16 protein-coding genes are annotated in these 17,559 nt (G+C 37.8%); 14 read left to right on the top strand and 2 right to left on the bottom strand.

Features of this window, described 5'->3' with window-relative positions:
- Positions 1 to 33: 33 nt before the first annotated feature.
- Together fahA and BKM32_RS15810 are read left to right on the top strand one after the other, a co-directional pair.
- A complete protein-coding gene (gene fahA / locus BKM32_RS15805) occupies positions 34 to 1,326 on the top strand; it encodes a fumarylacetoacetase (protein ID WP_076665166.1) in 1,293 nt (430 codons plus the stop codon).
- A 105-nt stretch (positions 1,327 to 1,431) separates the two neighbouring features.
- Positions 1,432 to 2,634 (top strand): hypothetical protein, encoded by a 1,203-nt coding sequence (locus BKM32_RS15810; protein WP_076665318.1) that lies wholly within the window; start codon positions 1,432 to 1,434, stop codon positions 2,632 to 2,634.
- 27 nt (positions 2,635 to 2,661) lie between these two features.
- On the opposite strand, the gene ytxJ is transcribed toward BKM32_RS15810, so the two are convergent.
- A complete protein-coding gene (gene ytxJ / locus BKM32_RS15815; protein WP_076665167.1) occupies positions 2,662 to 3,060 on the bottom strand; it encodes a bacillithiol system redox-active protein YtxJ in 399 nt (132 codons plus the stop codon).
- A 294-nt stretch (positions 3,061 to 3,354) separates the two neighbouring features.
- Here ytxJ and clpB point away from each other — a divergent pair, with 294 nt between their 5' ends.
- The 8 genes from clpB to BKM32_RS15855 all read left to right on the top strand — a co-directional run bounded on the left by clpB (position 3,355) and on the right by BKM32_RS15855 (position 12,589).
- Positions 3,355 to 5,964: an ATP-dependent chaperone ClpB gene (clpB, locus tag BKM32_RS15820; RefSeq protein ID WP_076665169.1), complete on the top strand. Its 2,610-nt coding sequence runs from the start codon at positions 3,355 to 3,357 to the stop codon at positions 5,962 to 5,964.
- 161 nt (positions 5,965 to 6,125) lie between these two features.
- A complete protein-coding gene (locus tag BKM32_RS15825) occupies positions 6,126 to 6,515 on the top strand; it encodes a hypothetical protein (protein ID WP_076665171.1) in 390 nt (129 codons plus the stop codon).
- A gap of 28 nt (positions 6,516 to 6,543) precedes the next feature.
- Complete coding sequence (locus tag BKM32_RS15830) at positions 6,544 to 7,419, top strand: TraB/GumN family protein (protein ID WP_076665173.1); 876 nt, start codon at positions 6,544 to 6,546, stop codon at positions 7,417 to 7,419.
- Between the two features lie 231 nt (positions 7,420 to 7,650).
- Positions 7,651 to 8,313 carry a deoxyribose-phosphate aldolase gene (gene deoC, locus BKM32_RS15835; RefSeq protein WP_076665176.1) on the top strand — a complete coding sequence of 221 codons (663 nt, stop codon included), beginning with the start codon at positions 7,651 to 7,653 and terminating at the stop codon, positions 8,311 to 8,313.
- A gap of 92 nt (positions 8,314 to 8,405) precedes the next feature.
- The gene (locus BKM32_RS15840) at positions 8,406 to 8,909 is read left to right on the top strand and encodes a histidine phosphatase family protein (protein ID WP_076665178.1); all 504 of its coding nucleotides are present in this window, start codon (positions 8,406 to 8,408) and stop codon (positions 8,907 to 8,909) included.
- Positions 8,910 to 8,982: 73 nt separating this feature from the next.
- Positions 8,983 to 9,441 (top strand): SsrA-binding protein SmpB, encoded by a 459-nt coding sequence (smpB, locus tag BKM32_RS15845; protein ID WP_076665181.1) that lies wholly within the window; start codon positions 8,983 to 8,985, stop codon positions 9,439 to 9,441.
- Between the two features lie 102 nt (positions 9,442 to 9,543).
- The gene (locus BKM32_RS15850; protein WP_076665184.1) at positions 9,544 to 12,015 is read left to right on the top strand and encodes a DUF5686 and carboxypeptidase regulatory-like domain-containing protein; all 2,472 of its coding nucleotides are present in this window, start codon (positions 9,544 to 9,546) and stop codon (positions 12,013 to 12,015) included.
- A 31-nt stretch (positions 12,016 to 12,046) separates the two neighbouring features.
- Positions 12,047 to 12,589 (top strand): hypothetical protein, encoded by a 543-nt coding sequence (locus tag BKM32_RS15855; protein WP_076665186.1) that lies wholly within the window; start codon positions 12,047 to 12,049, stop codon positions 12,587 to 12,589.
- On the opposite strand, the gene BKM32_RS15860 is transcribed toward BKM32_RS15855, so the two are convergent.
- Positions 12,586 to 13,227: a protein-L-isoaspartate(D-aspartate) O-methyltransferase gene (locus BKM32_RS15860; RefSeq protein ID WP_076665322.1), complete on the bottom strand. Its 642-nt coding sequence runs from the start codon at positions 13,225 to 13,227 to the stop codon at positions 12,586 to 12,588. The two genes, BKM32_RS15855 and BKM32_RS15860, sit on opposite strands and share 4 nt — an antisense overlap.
- Before the next feature lie 155 nt (positions 13,228 to 13,382).
- On the opposite strand from BKM32_RS15860, the gene BKM32_RS15865 reads away from it, so the two are divergent.
- The 4 genes from BKM32_RS15865 (at position 13,383) to BKM32_RS15880 (ending at position 17,556) form a co-directional block, all read left to right on the top strand.
- Positions 13,383 to 14,342: a Gfo/Idh/MocA family protein gene (locus BKM32_RS15865; protein WP_076665188.1), complete on the top strand. Its 960-nt coding sequence runs from the start codon at positions 13,383 to 13,385 to the stop codon at positions 14,340 to 14,342.
- 122 nt (positions 14,343 to 14,464) lie between these two features.
- Positions 14,465 to 15,355, top strand: coding sequence for a 3-hydroxyacyl-CoA dehydrogenase family protein (locus BKM32_RS15870; RefSeq protein ID WP_076665191.1), 891 nt, complete (start codon positions 14,465 to 14,467; stop codon positions 15,353 to 15,355).
- A 153-nt stretch (positions 15,356 to 15,508) separates the two neighbouring features.
- On the top strand, positions 15,509 to 16,165 hold the full coding sequence (locus BKM32_RS15875) for a YggS family pyridoxal phosphate-dependent enzyme (RefSeq protein WP_076665193.1): 657 nt from the start codon (positions 15,509 to 15,511) through the stop codon (positions 16,163 to 16,165).
- 23 nt (positions 16,166 to 16,188) lie between these two features.
- The gene (locus BKM32_RS15880; protein WP_076665326.1) at positions 16,189 to 17,556 is read left to right on the top strand and encodes a 3'-5' exonuclease family protein; all 1,368 of its coding nucleotides are present in this window, start codon (positions 16,189 to 16,191) and stop codon (positions 17,554 to 17,556) included.
- Positions 17,557 to 17,559: the final 3 nt, after the last annotated feature.

Consider the following 17,559-nt stretch of genomic DNA (forward strand, 5'->3'; position numbering starts at 1 on the left):
GAATTTATTAAACCATTAATCTCTAAGACTTTTATGCCTTTATCAGCAAATAATCCAGATAGAACATCATGGCTGCACGTAGGAAAGAACTCAGATTTCCCCATCCAAAACATACCTTTTGGGGTGTTTCTTACACGTGACGACATCATTACTATAGGAACCCGAATTGGAGATACTGCCATAGACTTGGGAGCACTGCATCAGTTAGGCTATTTTGATGGCATTCCATTAACCGACGATATATTCCTTCAAGATACCCTAAACGACTTTATAGCCGACGGAAGAAAAACATGGCGTGCCGTACGTAACCGTATCGCTCAAATCTTTGACAGTAATAACACCACTTTAAAAAACAACAAACAACATAAAGAAATTGTACTGTTTCGTTTGGACGAAATTGAAATGCAATTGCCTGTTGAAATTGGAGACTATACCGATTTTTACTCTAGCTTGGAACACGCTACCAATGTGGGAACTATGTTTAGAGGAGCAGATAATGCCTTGATGCCTAACTGGCTTCACATTCCTGTTGGTTACCATGGAAGAAGTTCTTCCATCATCCCGTCGGGAATCCCTGTACACAGACCACAAGGACAAACCCTTCCAGCAGAAAGCGAAACCCCAGTGTTTGGACCATCCAAATTAGTAGATTTTGAGTTGGAAATGGCTTTCATCACTACCGATGCTAACGACCTTGGAGAACCTATTCCAATTGAAGAAGCAGAAGAATACATCTTTGGATTGGTATTGTTGAACGACTGGTCTGCCCGCGATATTCAAAAATGGGAATACGTGCCACTAGGACCTTTTTTGGCGAAGAACTTTGCTTCTTCTATTTCTCCTTGGATTGTGACTTTGGATGCCTTGGAACCATACCGAGTTCAAGGACCAAAACCAGAAAAACCACAATTGCCATATTTACAATATAAAGGCAAAAAGAGTTACGATATCAACTTGGAAGTATCCCTTAAGCCAAAATCGGCAAAAGAAACCATTGTGAGCAAATCCAATTTTAAATACATGTATTGGAACATGGCCCAGCAATTGGCCCACCACACCATTAACGGTTGCCCAGTGAATTCTGGAGACCTAATGGGAAGCGGCACCATTTCGGGACCAACCGAAGACTCTTTTGGTTCTATGTTGGAATTGACCTGGAGAGGAGAACGTCCTTTAACAATGAAAGACGGTTCCGAGCGTAAATTCATCAATGACTATGACACCGTAATCATGAGAGGATATTGCGAGAAAGACGGTACCCGTATTGGATTTGGTGAAGTATCCACGCAGCTACTTCCAGTATTTGAACCTAAAAAGAAAAAGTAATCCAATCAAAAATATTCATCTTACAGCCCTCAATAGTGATATTGGGGGTGTTTTTTTGGCATTAAATTTGAATCTACAACACATACACCCCTAAAACGAATGCTTATGAAACGAATTTTACTCTTATCAATCATCCTTTCCCTAGCAATGAGCTGTAGTAGCAAAAAACAGGTTGAACGCGCCATCAACACAGGCAATTACAATCAAGCTATTACTGAAGCGCTACGAAAATTGGAAACCAATAAGACTTCTAAACGCAAACAGGATTATGCCATGATGCTACAAGAGGCATTTCACAAGGCACAGGAACGCGACCTGAATACAATTAAACATCTTAAGAAAGATAACAATCCAGAATTGTATACAGAAATCTATGAACTTTACAACTACCTCAACAAAAGACAGGAAGCCATTAAACCAATTTTACCATTGGTAGTTGAAGGCAAAACCATCACTTTTAAGTTTCAGGATTACAGCAATGCCATTTCTGAATGGAAAAACAAAACCGCCGATTATTTATACGAAAGAGGTCTAGCCCTTTTAGAATCCAACTATAAAACAGATATCAGGGAAGCCCACAATGTATTATCATACGTGGAGCGAATCCACCCAAATTATGAAGACACTCGAGAATTACTTTTGGAAGCGCATGAAAGAGGGATTGAACACGTCATTGTAAATATTAAAAATAATACCAATCAAGTTATCCCTCGTCAATTGGAACAAGATCTATTGAATTTTGACACCTATGGTCTAAATCAGTTTTGGCTTGCTTATCACTCCAACAGAATCTCAGGTCTGCAATACGACTATGCCATGGAATTACAATTGCAACGCATTAACATTTCTCCTGAACAAGTCAAGGAACGTCAAATTCCTAGAGAACAAGAAATAGTAGATGGATGGCAATACCAATTAGATCAAAACGGCAATGTGATGAAAGACAGTCTTGGTAATGACATTAAAGTGGACAAAATCATCAAGGTAAAAGCTGATCTTTTTGAATTTCAACAATTCAAATCATCACAAATTCTTGGAAACGCCGTGTTCTCCGACCTAAAAACACAACAGACAATAAGCACACTTCCTGTAGATAGTGGATTTATCTTTGAACATTTCTATGCTACCTATCGCGGAGACAAACGTGCCTTGACCAAAGATGACTTAAAATTGACCCGTAATCAAGCCATTCCATTCCCTAGCAATGAGCAAATGGTATTTGACACCGGAGAAGATTTAAAATTGAGGCTAAAGGATATTTTGGCCTCCTTTAAAATAGATAATCAAACTGCAGCCCCTCGTTATTAGGGGCTGTTTTTTTTTGAAAAAAGTATACTACACGAAATTCTTCAAATCCACATCCAAAATAGCCCCATGACTAGCATGCGCTACCACCACTCCATTTTTGATAACAAGTAATTGTGGAGATTGATGCATCACCTGAAACATACTTGCAATAACATTGGATACATCCCGATAATTTAGCAAATCTAAATAGTACACATCAAAGTCTTCATTGGAAAAACCATAGGACTCTTCAAATTGACGCATTACCATTCTACTCACTCCACATCTCGTGGAATGCTTAAAGATTAATTGTGGTTTTGTTTCGGAAGCAACCTTCAATTTATTGAGTTGCTCAACCGAAGTCAAACCTAACCAAGGCATTGTGTTGACTTCTTTACTTTCTTCAGATATTTCACTGCCTCCAAATAATTTCTTTATAAATCCCATGCACTTTGATTTTAGGTTGTAAAACTAATTTATTTTTTAATCAAGAATTATAAATTAACGTTAATCAACCAACAAACGAATAAATACAACTGATTTTCAGATAATTAATATTAAAAAATCCGTTACAAAAACAATACTTTTTTGTAACTTACAGAATAATCCAAAACCTACCTTACAACTCCCTAACCCAGACAAAAAGTCATGCTGTTTTCACGAAACAACGACATTTTGTCTCATCTATTTAAGTGGTAAGCTTTTTGACTTTGCCTTCCTAAATTAAAGGAAAATCAAACTATGAACTTAAATAATTATACAATAAAGTCACAAGAAGCCATACAGCAAGCACAGCAGCTCGCCCAGGGTTTTGGTCATCAACAAATTGAAAACGAGCACATTTTTAAAGCTATTTCTGAAGTTGATGAAAACGTATTACCATTCATTCTTAAAAAATTGAATGTAAACACCCTTGTCCTTCAACAGGCATTGGATAAGCAACTAGAGAGCTTTCCAAAGGTTTCAGGAGGCGACATTATGTTGTCCAGAGAAGCTGGAAAAACACTTAATGAAGCGTCCATCATTGCAAAAAAAATGAAGGACGACTTTGTATCCATTGAACATTTAATCTTGGCTGTTTTTAAATCCAATAGCAAAATAGCCCAAATGCTCAAGGACCAAGGGGTCACTGAAAAAGCTCTAACGGCAGGCATCAACGAATTGCGAAAAGGCGACCGTGTAACTTCTCAAAGTCAAGAGGACACCTATAACTCGCTAAACAAATATTCTAAAAACTTAAATCAATTGGCCAAAGATGGAAAACTGGATCCCGTAATTGGTCGTGATGAAGAAATACGTAGAATTCTTCAAATTTTATCTAGACGTACCAAAAACAATCCAATTTTGGTTGGGGAACCAGGTACTGGTAAAACAGCCATTGCCGAAGGACTCGCCCATCGTATTGTAGATGGTGACGTTCCTGAAAATTTGGTGGACAAACAGATTTTTGCCTTAGACATGGGTGCGCTTATTGCAGGTGCCAAATACAAAGGTGAATTTGAAGAACGCTTAAAAGCGGTTATCAAAGAAGTTACCGAAAGTGATGGTGATATCGTACTATTTATAGACGAAATACACACCCTTGTTGGCGCCGGAGGAGGTCAAGGTGCCATGGACGCTGCCAATATTTTAAAACCTGCTTTAGCTAGAGGTGAATTGCGCGCCATTGGAGCCACTACCCTAGACGAATACCAAAAGTATTTTGAAAAAGACAAGGCTCTTGAAAGACGTTTCCAAAAAGTAATGGTAGATGAGCCCGATACCGAAAGTGCCATTTCTATACTGAGAGGAATCAAAGAGAAATACGAAACCCATCATAAGGTTCGCATCAAAGACGAAGCAATTATTGGTGCCGTAGAGCTATCCGAACGTTACATCACCAACAGATTCCTTCCAGACAAGGCTATCGACTTAATGGACGAAGCTGCTTCCAAATTGCGTATGGAAATCAATTCAAAACCTGAAGAATTGGATGTTTTGGATAGAAAAATCATGCAATTGGAAATTGAAATTGAAGCCATTAAACGTGAAAAAGATGAGGCAAAATTAAATTCCTTGCGCTCAGAATTGGCCAATTTGAAAGAAGAGCGAAACGAAATCAATGCCAAGTGGAAAAGCGAAAAAGATGTTGTAGACAATATTCAAGCAACTAAACTTGAAATTGAAAATTATAAACTGGATGCAGAACGTGCAGAGCGTGATGGCGATTACGGCAAAGTTGCTGAAATTCGCTATGGAAAGATAAAGGAAAGTCAGGAACGTCTCGAAAAACTTCAAAAGGAGCTTCATGAAAATCAAAACGAGAACTCCTTAATTAAAGAAGAGGTTACCTATGACGATATTGCAGAAGTCGTGGCCAAATGGACAGGAATTCCTGTTACCAAAATGCTTCAAAGTGAGCGTGAAAAATTGTTAAAATTGGAAGACCAACTTCACAAACGTGTAGTAGGACAAGACGAAGCCATTACGGCGGTAAGTGATGCCGTGCGAAGAAGCCGTGCAGGCTTGCAAAACCCTAAAAAACCAATTGGGACCTTCCTATTCCTTGGAACCACTGGTGTAGGTAAAACCGAATTAGCAAAAGCCTTGGCCGAATATCTTTTTGATGATGAAAACGCCATGACTAGAATAGACATGAGCGAATACCAAGAACGTCATGCCGTGAGCCGATTGGTAGGAGCGCCTCCTGGATATGTAGGTTACGACGAAGGAGGACAATTGACAGAAGCTGTAAGACGCAAACCTTATTCCGTAGTGCTTTTGGATGAAATTGAAAAGGCACACCCAGATACTTTCAATATCTTGTTACAAGTATTGGATGAAGGACACCTTACGGACAACAAAGGGCGTTTAGCAGATTTCAAAAACACAATCATCATTATGACTTCCAATATGGGAAGTCAGATCATACAAGAGCGTTTTGAAGCTACCAAGGATATTGATTCCGCTATGGAAGCTGCCAAAATTGACGTGTTGGCCTTACTAAAACAAACAGTAAGACCCGAATTTTTAAACAGAATAGACGAAACCATCATGTTTACGCCTTTATCCAAGGAAAATATTTTGGAAATTGTAGAGTTACAGTTAAAAGGACTCACAAAAATGATTGGCCAACAAGGTATTACTTTTGACGCCACAAGAGAAGCCATTGAGTATCTTGCTGAAAAAGGATACAATCCAGAGTACGGGGCGAGACCTGTAAAGAGAGTTATTCAAAAAGAGGTGCTCAACGAATTGAGCAAAGAGATTCTCTCTGGAAAGGTCACCACCGATAGCGTTGTACTTTTAGACGCATTTGATGACAGATTAGTCTTCAGAAACCAGGCCAATATGGTTACAGAAGAACTTTAACGAAAACTTCAGTGGTTAACCGCCATTGGAGTTTAAATGTCCGCTAGGACGTTTCATAATAATTTGGTTGATTGGTGTTAGGCAACGCGACCCTTTAATTAGGTTAGCGTTGCTTTTTTTATCAAAAACAAAAGGCCCCTTTAACTTTTAAATAGAGTTTTATGGGAAGGTTTTATTATTACGATTTTCCAAGTGCCGAAATTCTGGTATTTGATGATTTCTTGATCATGCAAATCAGGGAAGGTGCCGACATTCACCCTAAACATAACGAAAGATTGAACGAGATTGTAGAAACCCATTATACGGGAAAACAATTTGTGTATATATCCAATCGCGTCAACTCCTACTCCGTAGATCCATTAACTTATGTGGAAACAGAAAAAATCCCCAATCTTGCAGGTATTGCTATAGTGACAGACACCAGAATAATGCGCCAAAACGCGGAATATGAAAAGAATTTTTTCGATAAACCTTACAAGATTTTTAATACCTTATCTGAGGCAATCCAATGGGCTCACAAAATCCTGACAGATTTCCACCAAAAACAATAACCCCAATCTACTTTAATATTAAATAAAAATGTCATTAACATCTTTTTCCCGAACCATTCTAAACACTGCAATAGTTCTTATTTCAACAATCACAATTGCACAGGAAACCAACAACTCCTTGCTTTGGAAAATATCTGGAAACGACCTTGAAGCGCCTTCATATATTTTCGGTACCATCCACATTACCTGTAATGCTTCATTGGACCAAACAGTGAAAACCGCCCTAGACAACACTTCCCTTTTGGTTCTAGAGATTGATATGGACCATCCAGAAATACAATCAAAAATGATGCAGGAAATGTACATGAAAGACGGAAAAACCATTAAGGATTATGTTTCGGAAGCAGATTACCAACTCCTTTCAGATTTTATAAAAACCCAAACCGGAATGCCTCTAGATCTATTAGGAAACATTAAACCTTTCTTTTTAAGTGCCATGTTGTATCCAAAACTTCTGGGGTGCCCTATTCAATCTTTTGAAAACGAATTAATGGCCGTTACCAAAGATCAAAAAGAAGACGTTGAAGGATTGGAAAGCATTGAACAGCAAATGCAATTGTTTGACGAAATTCCCTATGAAGACCAAATTCAGGAACTGCTAAAATCTGCTAAAGACAATATGGCAAGCGACAGAGCAAACATTACTGAAATGATGAGTCTTTATGAAAACAAAGACCTAGACGGCCTTTACAATCTTTTATTGGTAGACGACTCTACATTGACCGCTAAATACCAAAACAAAATGCTGGACGAACGCAATAAAACATGGATTGCAAAAATTGGCAGCTTTTCCAAAGAACAACCTACCTTTTTTGGAGTTGGCGCCGGACATTTATCCGGAGACAATGGAGTCATTTCATTATTGCGAAAAGCGGGATATACCGTGGAAGCCGTCCTACCATAATCGCATTCAACCAGATACTCATTTATCAAGTCCCAAAACTTGTTAATTTTTGTGAAATTTTTCGTTCAAAGGCAATAAAGTTTAAGTTTTCACTTTATCTAATTAAGATTAATTTCTTAATTTTGACCCGCTATTAATTCCCCAATTACATAGACACTATTGACTTGTAACTTCCTTTAAATGATTCATTTAAGAAAGCTTACATCAAATCAATATTAAACCTACTGAAACATGAAGATTAGTAAATACATAGACCACACGGTATTAAAACCCACCACTTCCGAAAGGGACATTATAGACTTATGTAACGACGCAAAAAAACATCATTTTTATTCTGTTTGCGTGAATGGTTGTTATGTTCCTCTTGCCCATCAACTTTTGGAAAAAACAGATGTAAAAGTATGCACGGTTGTTGGGTTTCCTTTAGGAGCCATGTCCACCGAAGCTAAAGTTTGTGAAGCTAAAGCTGCCGTAAACCAAGGAGCCAACGAAATAGATATGGTAATAAACATTGGCTTTTTAAAAAGTAAAAATTACGTTGCAGTTTATAAAGACATTAGTGATGTAAAACAAGCTATAGGACGCATTCCGCTTAAAGTAATTCTTGAAATTAGCGAATTGTCTAAAAACGAAATCATCAAAGCCTGCGAAATTTGTATGGATGCCAAAGCCGATTTCATCAAAACCTCAACGGGTTTCTCAAATAGCGGAGCAACTTTAACAGCAGTAAAAATCATTAAGAAAACGGTTCGTAATAATGTCAAGATTAAAGCCTCTGGTGGTATAAAAGATTATGAAACCGCTCAAAAATATATTGATATAGGTGTGGACAGAATTGGAACATCGGCCGGAGTTGCTATTGTTACAGACAAAGCTTTAAAAGTCGAAGACTAACAAGCAGCAAAACTTATTGAATTTCAAAACATTAGATTAGGGCTTCGGCCCTAATTTGTTTTATATTTGGATATAATCCATTAGTATCCAACATGAAACCCTTCTGTCTTTTGTTTCTTTTACTATTGTCTTTTCAAGGCTTTTCACAAGAATCGAGCAATAAAACTTCCACTTACTTTTTAATTCGGCATGCAGAAAAAGACAGAACAGATCTTTCCAACCCAAACCCCCACCTTTCAGAAATTGGTTTGAAACGCGCCACCCAATGGGACAGCATATTTAGTCAAGTTCCTTTTGATCGTATTTTTTCTACAGACTACTTTAGAACTTTGGAAACCGTAGGACCAATTGCCAAAAGATTCAACATTGAGATTGAACTATACGATCCAAACAACCTAGATATAAACACCTTCTTAAATGACACAAAAGGGCAAACCGTACTTATTGTTGGCCATAGCAACACAACACCTGCTATAGCAAACGCCCTCATTTCCCAAGACAAATATCTCATGATGGAAGACAACAACAACAGCTTCCTATATATTGTTGTATTATTTAAAGAAACTGTCACCGACTATATACTTACCATAGACTGAGGACTTCTCTGAAACCGCAATAAAATTCTCAAAAGGTATTTAGCATAAATTATAAAAAACGTAGTTTTGTGCTATGCAAAAAACGGTCAACATAAAAAATAAAAGAGCCAAGTTTGAATTCGAAATTCTTGACACTTATACTGCTGGAATTGTTTTAACAGGTACCGAAATAAAATCCATCCGGGATAGTAAGGCCTCTATTGCCGAGAGTTTTTGCGAATTTAACGACCGTGGCGAACTGTTTGTCATCAACATGACCATTCAGGAATACGTTTACGGCAACTACTACAACCATAAACCAAAAGCCGAACGCAAACTACTTCTTAACAAAAGGGAGCTTAAAAAACTTCAGAAGGACGTAACCGTTAAAGGACTTACCATTGTACCGCTTCGTGTGTTCATCAACGAAAAAGGATACGCCAAAATGGATATTGCTTTGGCAAAAGGTAAAAAGCTTTACGATAAAAGAGACACCATCAAAGACCGCGACAACAAGCGTAACTTGGATCGTATCAAGAAAATTTACAAGTAATTTTTTAAATGGTTATAACAGTACTTTTCCATATGTTTATAACCAAAAGTTCATGCACGGACATTTTAAAGAAAATTTCTTGCTCCATCAACCAACACCTATATGAAACAAAAACTAGTTTTACTTTTTAGTTTTTTGCAGACGTTTTATGCCTTGGCGCAAATTCAAGGCACTGTAAAAGACAGCAATAATACCCCTTTAGCCTTTGTTAATATTTATATAGAAAACACCTACACAGGCACTACTAGTAACGATAATGGCGTTTATGAGCTGAACGTCTCCGCTCCCAAAACTTATACAATTACCTTTAAATATTTAGGTTATAAAACCCTCAAAAAAACAGTAGCCATTGAAAACTTCCCATATCAATTGGACGTGATTTTGCAGGAAGAAGAAATATCCCTTCAGGAAGTCGTTGTAAAAACCAACGAAAATCCAGCCAACAAAATCATGAGGGCTACCATAGACAAACGAAAAGAGAACCTTGAGCTCATCAAAGCTTTCAATGCTCACTACTATTCCAGGGGATTACTGAAAATCAAAAATGCTCCAAAAGCCATTTTAGGTCAGGAGTTGGGAGATTTGGGAGGCGGTTTGGATTCTACTAGAAGTGGAATCATTTACCTTTCAGAAACTGTTTCAAAAATTGACTACCTCTACCCCAACAAACTCAAGGAAACTATTATTGCCTCAAAGGTTAGTGGCGACGACAACGGCTTTAGCTTTAATACGGCCATGGATGCCAATTTCAACTTTTACAACAACACCATTGATTTAGAAAATCCTCTCATTTCCCCAATTGCAGAATACGCCTTTAACTATTACCTCTACACTTTGGAAGGGATTTTCTATGACGATTTTGGAAACCTTATCAATAAAATAAAGGTCACCCCGAAACGCAAAAACGATCGGGTATTTGAAGGACATATGTATATTGTGGAAGACCAATGGACCATTTACGCTCTTGAATTAACGACTACCGGCCAACAGGCACAAATCCCTGGAGCCGACACCATCACTCTTAAACAAAATTTCTCCTACTCCCAACAGGATAAGGTTTGGGCCTTGATGTCGCAAAACATTGATTTTTCCTTTGGCATGTTTGGTATCAATGGAGAAGGCCATTACACTTCTGTCTATAGTGATTACAATTTCAATCCAGAATTTTCAAAACGCAATTTTGGAAAAGAAATACTCTCCTTTAAAGAGGAAGCCAACAAAAAAGACTCCTTGTATTGGGAGATCAATAGACCTGTCCCCCTAACCGAGGAAGAAATTCAAGATTATTTAAAAAAAGATAGTATTCAAACAATCAAAAGGTCTAAAACCTATTTGGATTCCACAGACAGGGTATCCAATAAGTTCAAATTTTCCGATATCTTTTCTGGTTATACATTTTCCAATTCCTATGAAAAATGGAGTTTAGGTGTTTCCTCTCCCCTTTCAGCGCTTAATTTTAATACGGTTCAGGGTTTTAATAGTTCTGTTGGTATTCACTACACAAAAAACATCGATGAATTCAAACGCTATTTCTTCACAAGAGCAACCCTTAATTACGGCTTAGGAGATCAGAGATTGCGAGGCGTCTTTTCAGCTCATTATAAATTTAATAATATAAGTAGACCATATCTAATGGTTTCGGGAGGTGTAACCACCCAACAATTTAATGGAGCAGAGCCAATTTCAAAATTAATAAACAGTATTAGTTCTCTGTTCTTTGAAGATAATTACATGAAATTTTACGATAAAAGTTTTGCTGAAATAAGCTTTTCAAAGGAACTTTTCAATGGCTTCAAATTGTACAGCAACATAAGCTACGAACGCAGGAAACCACTTTTCAACACCACAGATACCACCTTTATCAACGAAAGTGACGATACCTACACTAGTAATAACCCGTTGGATGAAACAGCCTTTGGCATTGCACCGTTCAATACGCACAACATTTTCAAATTTAACCTAAGTGCCACCTTTAATTTTGGACAGGAATATTTTAGTTATCCTGACAGCAAATACACCGTCATAGAAACCAAATACCCAACCTTGGCCATAGGATATGAAAAAGGATTTGGAGCCTTTATTAACGCTTACAATTTTGACCAACTTAAACTGCGCATTTTCCAAAATGTGGAGCTTGGTAACAAAGGGGATTTTGCATACAACCTTAGAGCTGGGACTTTTTTCAATGCCGAGGATATTGCATTTATGGATTACCAACATTTCAATGGCAACCAAACCCATGTTAGTTCCTCTGGAAGCTACACCAATGTATTCAACAATTTGCCGTACTACTCCTTAAGCACAAACGACAAATATTTGGAATTACATGCCGAACACAACTTTAATGGATACATTTTGGGTAAAATTCCATTGCTGAATAAATTAAATTACAACTTGACTGTCGGTGCCCATGCTCTTTCCTCTGAAACCTATAAACCTTACCAAGAATATTCGGTTGGGATTGATAACATAGGCTGGGGTAAATTTAGGTTCTTAAGACTTGATTATGTGCGTTCTTACCAAAACGGATTCCAAAGTGACGCCTTTATTTTTGGGTTGAAACTCTTTAATTGATTAATTTTAGCAAATTTTTTTAGTGAACCGCATGAAAACTTTCGCCCTTACATCCTTACTTTTTTTAACCACTATTTGTAACATCAATGCTCAGGAAGCCGAAGAAGCTCCAGTGAGCTACTTAGGAAAAACCATTACTTTAGACTCTACCATTACTTCCCTTTACGGAGCCATTTCAGGAGAAAAAGGAGTTGAACGCGATTGGAAACTATTTAAATACCTTTTTAAAAACGAGGCAAAGTTGATCCCGGCCTATAAAGATGGCGTAAAAGGTATTTATGATACCAATTATCTTTCGGTGGAAGATTACATCAATACCACCAATGACTGGATTCTTGCAAACGGTTACATCAAAAAAGAAGTTCACAGAGTTACCCAATCTTACGGAAATATAACCCACGCTTTTATCACATTTGAAGCTTTCAGAAGTGAGCAAGACGAAACCCCATTCCTTAGAGGAATAGACAGCATTGAATTGCTTTTTGACGGGCAACGTTGGTGGGTTGTAAATCTGTATTGGACTTTGGAAACGGAAGGAACTCCTATTCCTGAAGACTATTTACCAAAGCCTTAATTTTTATCTTCCAATAGTGGAACAAAACGGAATTCACCAAACTCGTGTTGTTCAAACTCTTTTGGTCCTTTTCTAATGAAGAGGGTCATAGTTTGCACATCCACTCCCACAGGGATTACCAAACGACCACCAATTTTTAATTGGCTCAACAAAGGTTTAGGCACAAACGGAGCACCTGCAGTTACAATGATACCATCAAAAGGTGCTTCTTCAGGCATCCCTTTATAGCCATCTCCAAAAATTAGCTTTTTAGGACGATAGCCCAATTTTGGCAAAAACTTACTGGTGATTCTGAACAATTCCTGTTGACGTTCAATACTGAACACTTTAGCACCCATCAAGCACAAAACTGCTGTTTGATAGCCACTTCCTGTACCAATTTCCAATATTTGGTCTCCCGGCTTGATATTTAAAAGTTCGGTTTGAAATGCCACGGTGTAAGGTTGGGAAATGGTTTGGTCTGCCGCAATTGGAAACGCCTTATCTTGATATGCGTGATCCAAAAAACTAGAATCCATAAACAAATGCCTTGGGATGGTACCGATGGCTTTTAAAACCTTTTCATTGGTAATTCCTTTAGCTCTAACAACTTCTACAAGTTGCTGTCTCATTCCTTGATGTTTAAACGTGTCTTTCAATGTTGGTAAGCTTTTCAAGGCAAAATTACTTCAAACATTTTAAAGGCAAAAATTAAAATTCCTTGTTTTATCAACTCTCTTTAGAAGGTTATTTTATTCCATTTTTAAGTCCCCAAATAATGAAAAATACTTAGTTTTGTTAAAAACTCAAAAACATGTTGAAAGCAGGAGTTCTTGGTGCTGGTCATCTTGGAAAAATTCACTTAAGATTACTCAATCAATCAGATAAATATGAGCTTGTTGGGTTCTATGATCCTAACGAAGCCAATGCCCAAAAAGTTGTAGAAGAATTTGGGTATACCTACTTTAAAGACATCGACGAACTTATAGATGCTGTGGATATGGTGGACATTGTAACACCTACTCTATCGCATTATGAGTGTGCTAAAAAGGCCATTGCCAAGGGCAAACATATCTTTATAGAAAAACCTATTACAAATACCATCGAAGAAGCCGAACACATCAGGGAACTTTTGGCTGAAAATGGACTTCGAGGACAAGTGGGACATGTAGAGCGTTTCAATCCTGCCTTTATTGCAGTTAAGGAAAGCGTACACAACCCAATGTTTATAGAAACCCACCGATTAGCGGAATTCAACCCAAGAGGAACTGATGTTCCTGTGGTTTTGGATTTGATGATCCATGACATCGACGTTATTCTAAGCGTGGTGAATTCAAAAATTAAAAACGTTTCGGCCAGTGGTGTTTCTGTTATTAGCGATACTCCAGACATTGCCAATGCCAGAATAGAGTTTGAAAATGGCTGTGTAGCCAACCTAACGGCTAGCAGAATTTCTTTGAAAAACATGCGTAAAACACGTTTCTTTCAACGTGACGCCTATATCTCTGTAGACTTTTTGGAGAAAAAATGCGAAGTGGTAAAAATGAAGGATGCCCCAGAACATCCTGGAGACTTTGATATGATTCTACAAAATGCCGAAGGCGTGAAGAAACAGATCTATTTTGACAATCCGGACATCACGGCCAACAATGCCATTTTGGATGAGTTGGAATCATTTGCACATGCTATCAATACAGATACGGCTCCTGTTGTGACTTTACTTGATGGAACAGAAGCACTTCGGGTGGCTCATATGATTATTGATCAGTTTTAATAGACCGACTTAACATTTCAACCAACCATTTATTGCTAGTACCCACTATTGCAATACCCAAATTAGCAAGAGTTTAATAATACCCCCTTTCCAAGAACAAAGGGACACAAATTTTAATATATATGAAAAATATAGCAGTTATTGGAGCCGGCACCATGGGAAATGGAATTGCACACACCTTTGCCCAAAAAGGCTTCAATGTTCACCTTATCGATATTAGTGAAGCTTCTCTTGAAAGAGGCTTGAATACCATTGCCAAGAATTTAGACAGAATGGTTGCCAAGGAAAAAATCACTGAAGCAGACAAACTGGAAACACTAAATAACATCACCACCTTTACCTCTATTGCTGAAGGCGTAAAAGCTTCGGATTTGGTGGTTGAAGCTGCAACAGAAAACGTTGATCTTAAGCTAAAAATATTTGAGCAATTAGACGAAGCTTGTGATGAAAACACCATTCTGGCCACTAACACGTCTTCTATCTCGATTACTCAAATTGCTGCCGCTACCTCCCGCCCAACAAAGGTTATTGGAATGCACTTTATGAATCCTGTGCCAATTATGAAATTGGTAGAGATCATTCGTGGGTACAACACTAGCGACGAAGTAACCAATACCATTATGGAATTGTCTAAAGCTTTGGATAAGGTCCCAGTTGAAGTGAACGATTACCCAGGTTTTGTAGCAAATCGCATATTAATGCCAATGCTAAACGAATCCATTGAAACACTTTACAACGGTGTTGCTGGAGTAGCTGAAATTGACACGGTGATGAAATTAGGAATGGCGCACCCAATGGGTCCATTACAATTGGCCGACTTTATTGGATTGGACGTATGTCTATCTATTCTAAATGTAATGTACGAAGGTTTCAAAAACCCAAAATATGCACCTTGTCCACTTTTAGTAAATATGGTACGTGCAGGAAAATTGGGAGTAAAATCTGGTGAAGGTTTTTACGATTACTCAAGCAGCAAAAAAGCTGAAGTGGTCGCTTCTCAATTTTTAAAATAACAATACCATACCGATGTAATGGAAACGCTACATCGGTATTTGCTTTTTAGCTATTCCTCCTATTAGAGAAAAGCTAAACTTACAGTTATCAAGATTCCTTCAAATCTACTAAAGAAGGATTTGAAGCCAAGTTTCATTAAACACATGTAAGAAATGGATATTCAACACAATCTTCTACAAATAAAATCTCAATTGCCTAAACATGTCACTCTGGTCGCCGTTTCCAAGACCAAACCTGCTAGTGATATTATGGAAGCCTACAATAGTGGCCAGCGTATTTTTGGTGAAAACAAAATACAGGAAATGGCTGAAAAATATGAAGAGCTCCCAAAAGACATTGAGTGGCATATGATTGGTCATGTACAGCGTAATAAAGTAAAGTACATGGCACACTTTGTAAGCCTTATCCATGGGGTTGACAACCTTAAATTATTGCAGGAAGTTGACAAGCAGGCGGAAAAACACAATAGAATTATCAAGTGTTTACTTCAAATTAAAATTGCCGAGGAAGATTCAAAATTTGGTATGAGTCCGGAGGAAGCTGTAAACTTATTGCAAGATAGCTCTATTTCCAATTTAAAACATATTGCCATTGTTGGCGTTATGGGTATGGCGACATTTACCGATGATGAGGCCCAAATAAAAACGGAGTTTTCCAATTTAAAGACTACATTTGAGCAGCTTAATACTTTTCACCCAATGGAAATCATCTCTATGGGAATGAGTAGCGACTACCCTCTTGCCATTGAATGTGGCAGCACCATGGTGAGGGTTGGAAGCAGTATTTTTGGCGAGCGCAACTATTTATAATTTTCACTGAAAGAGGCAACGTTATTTACGCAATACTTGACATAGAAACTACCGGAGGAAAGTACAATGAGGAAGGTATTACCGAAATAGCCATTTACAAATTTGATGGCCATAAAGTAGTAGACCAATTTGTAAGCCTAGTGAATCCTGAACGCGAAATTCAGCCTTTTGTGGTCAACCTTACAGGCATCAACAGTAACATGCTTCGAAATGCTCCTAAGTTTTACGAAGTGGCCAAACGTATAGTAGAAATTACGGAAGACTGCATTATCGTAGCCCACAATGCCCAATTTGACTACCGAATTCTGAAAACCGAATTCAAACGCTTGGGTTTTGGCTACAAACGAAAAACCCTTTGTACTGTTGAATTGTCGAAAAAGCTGATTCCAGGACAGGACTCCTATAGTTTAGGAAAATTAGCCAGATCTTTAGGAATCCCTGTAAGCGATAGACATCGCGCTGCTGGGGATGCCATGGCTACTGTGAAGCTTTTCAAAATGATACTGAACAAGGATTTGGACAAATACATCATTCAGGATGCTTTAAAGTCTGACCAGAAGCAAATCAACCCCAATTTAAAACGCATTATTGACGAATTGCCCAACGTAACTGGCGTCTATTATTTACATAATGACGATGGCGAAATCATTTACATTGGTAAAAGCAACAATATCAAAAATAGGGTAAGCCAACATTTTTCGGCCACTACTACCAAATCGAAAAAATTACAACTACAAACTGCTGCAGTTACCTATGAAGAAACGGGTAGCGAACTTGTTGCTCTTTTAAAGGAAAGTGCCGAGATTAAACGTAACAAACCTCTTTTCAATAGAGCATTACGACGTAACAACTTTACCTTTGCTCTTTACTCATATAAAGATGAAGCAGGTTATATCAACTTAAAAATTGACAAAACCGACGGACGTAAACACCCAATTACTACGTTTACAACCAAACAAAGCGCCAAACAATTTCTTTTTAAAACTGTAGAAGAATTTCAATTGTGTCAAAAATTGGCAGGACTCTACCCTACTTCCAGTAATTGTTTCAATTATACCATCAAGGAGTGCCTTGGAGCTTGCGTAAACGAAGAGCCCCACGATAACTATAACTCAAGGGTAATGGAATTTATTGACAAAAACAGCTATCGAGACAAGGACATGCTCATTATTGACAAAGGACGGGAATTGGACGAACGTTCTGTTGTGAGCATTAAAAATGGGGCTTTTGTTGGTTTAGGATATTACAATTTGAACCATCAAATTACCAAACCTGAAATTTTGGATGCCATCATCACCCCCATGGAAAACAACAGAGATAGCCAACACATAATTCAAAGTTATTTGAGGAAACATAAAAAATTAAAACTAATTACTTTAACCAACCCTTAAAAT

Source organism: Mangrovimonas sp. DI 80 (assembly GCF_001975575.1).
Classification (GTDB): Bacteria; Bacteroidota; Bacteroidia; order Flavobacteriales; family Flavobacteriaceae; genus Mangrovimonas_A; species Mangrovimonas_A xylaniphaga.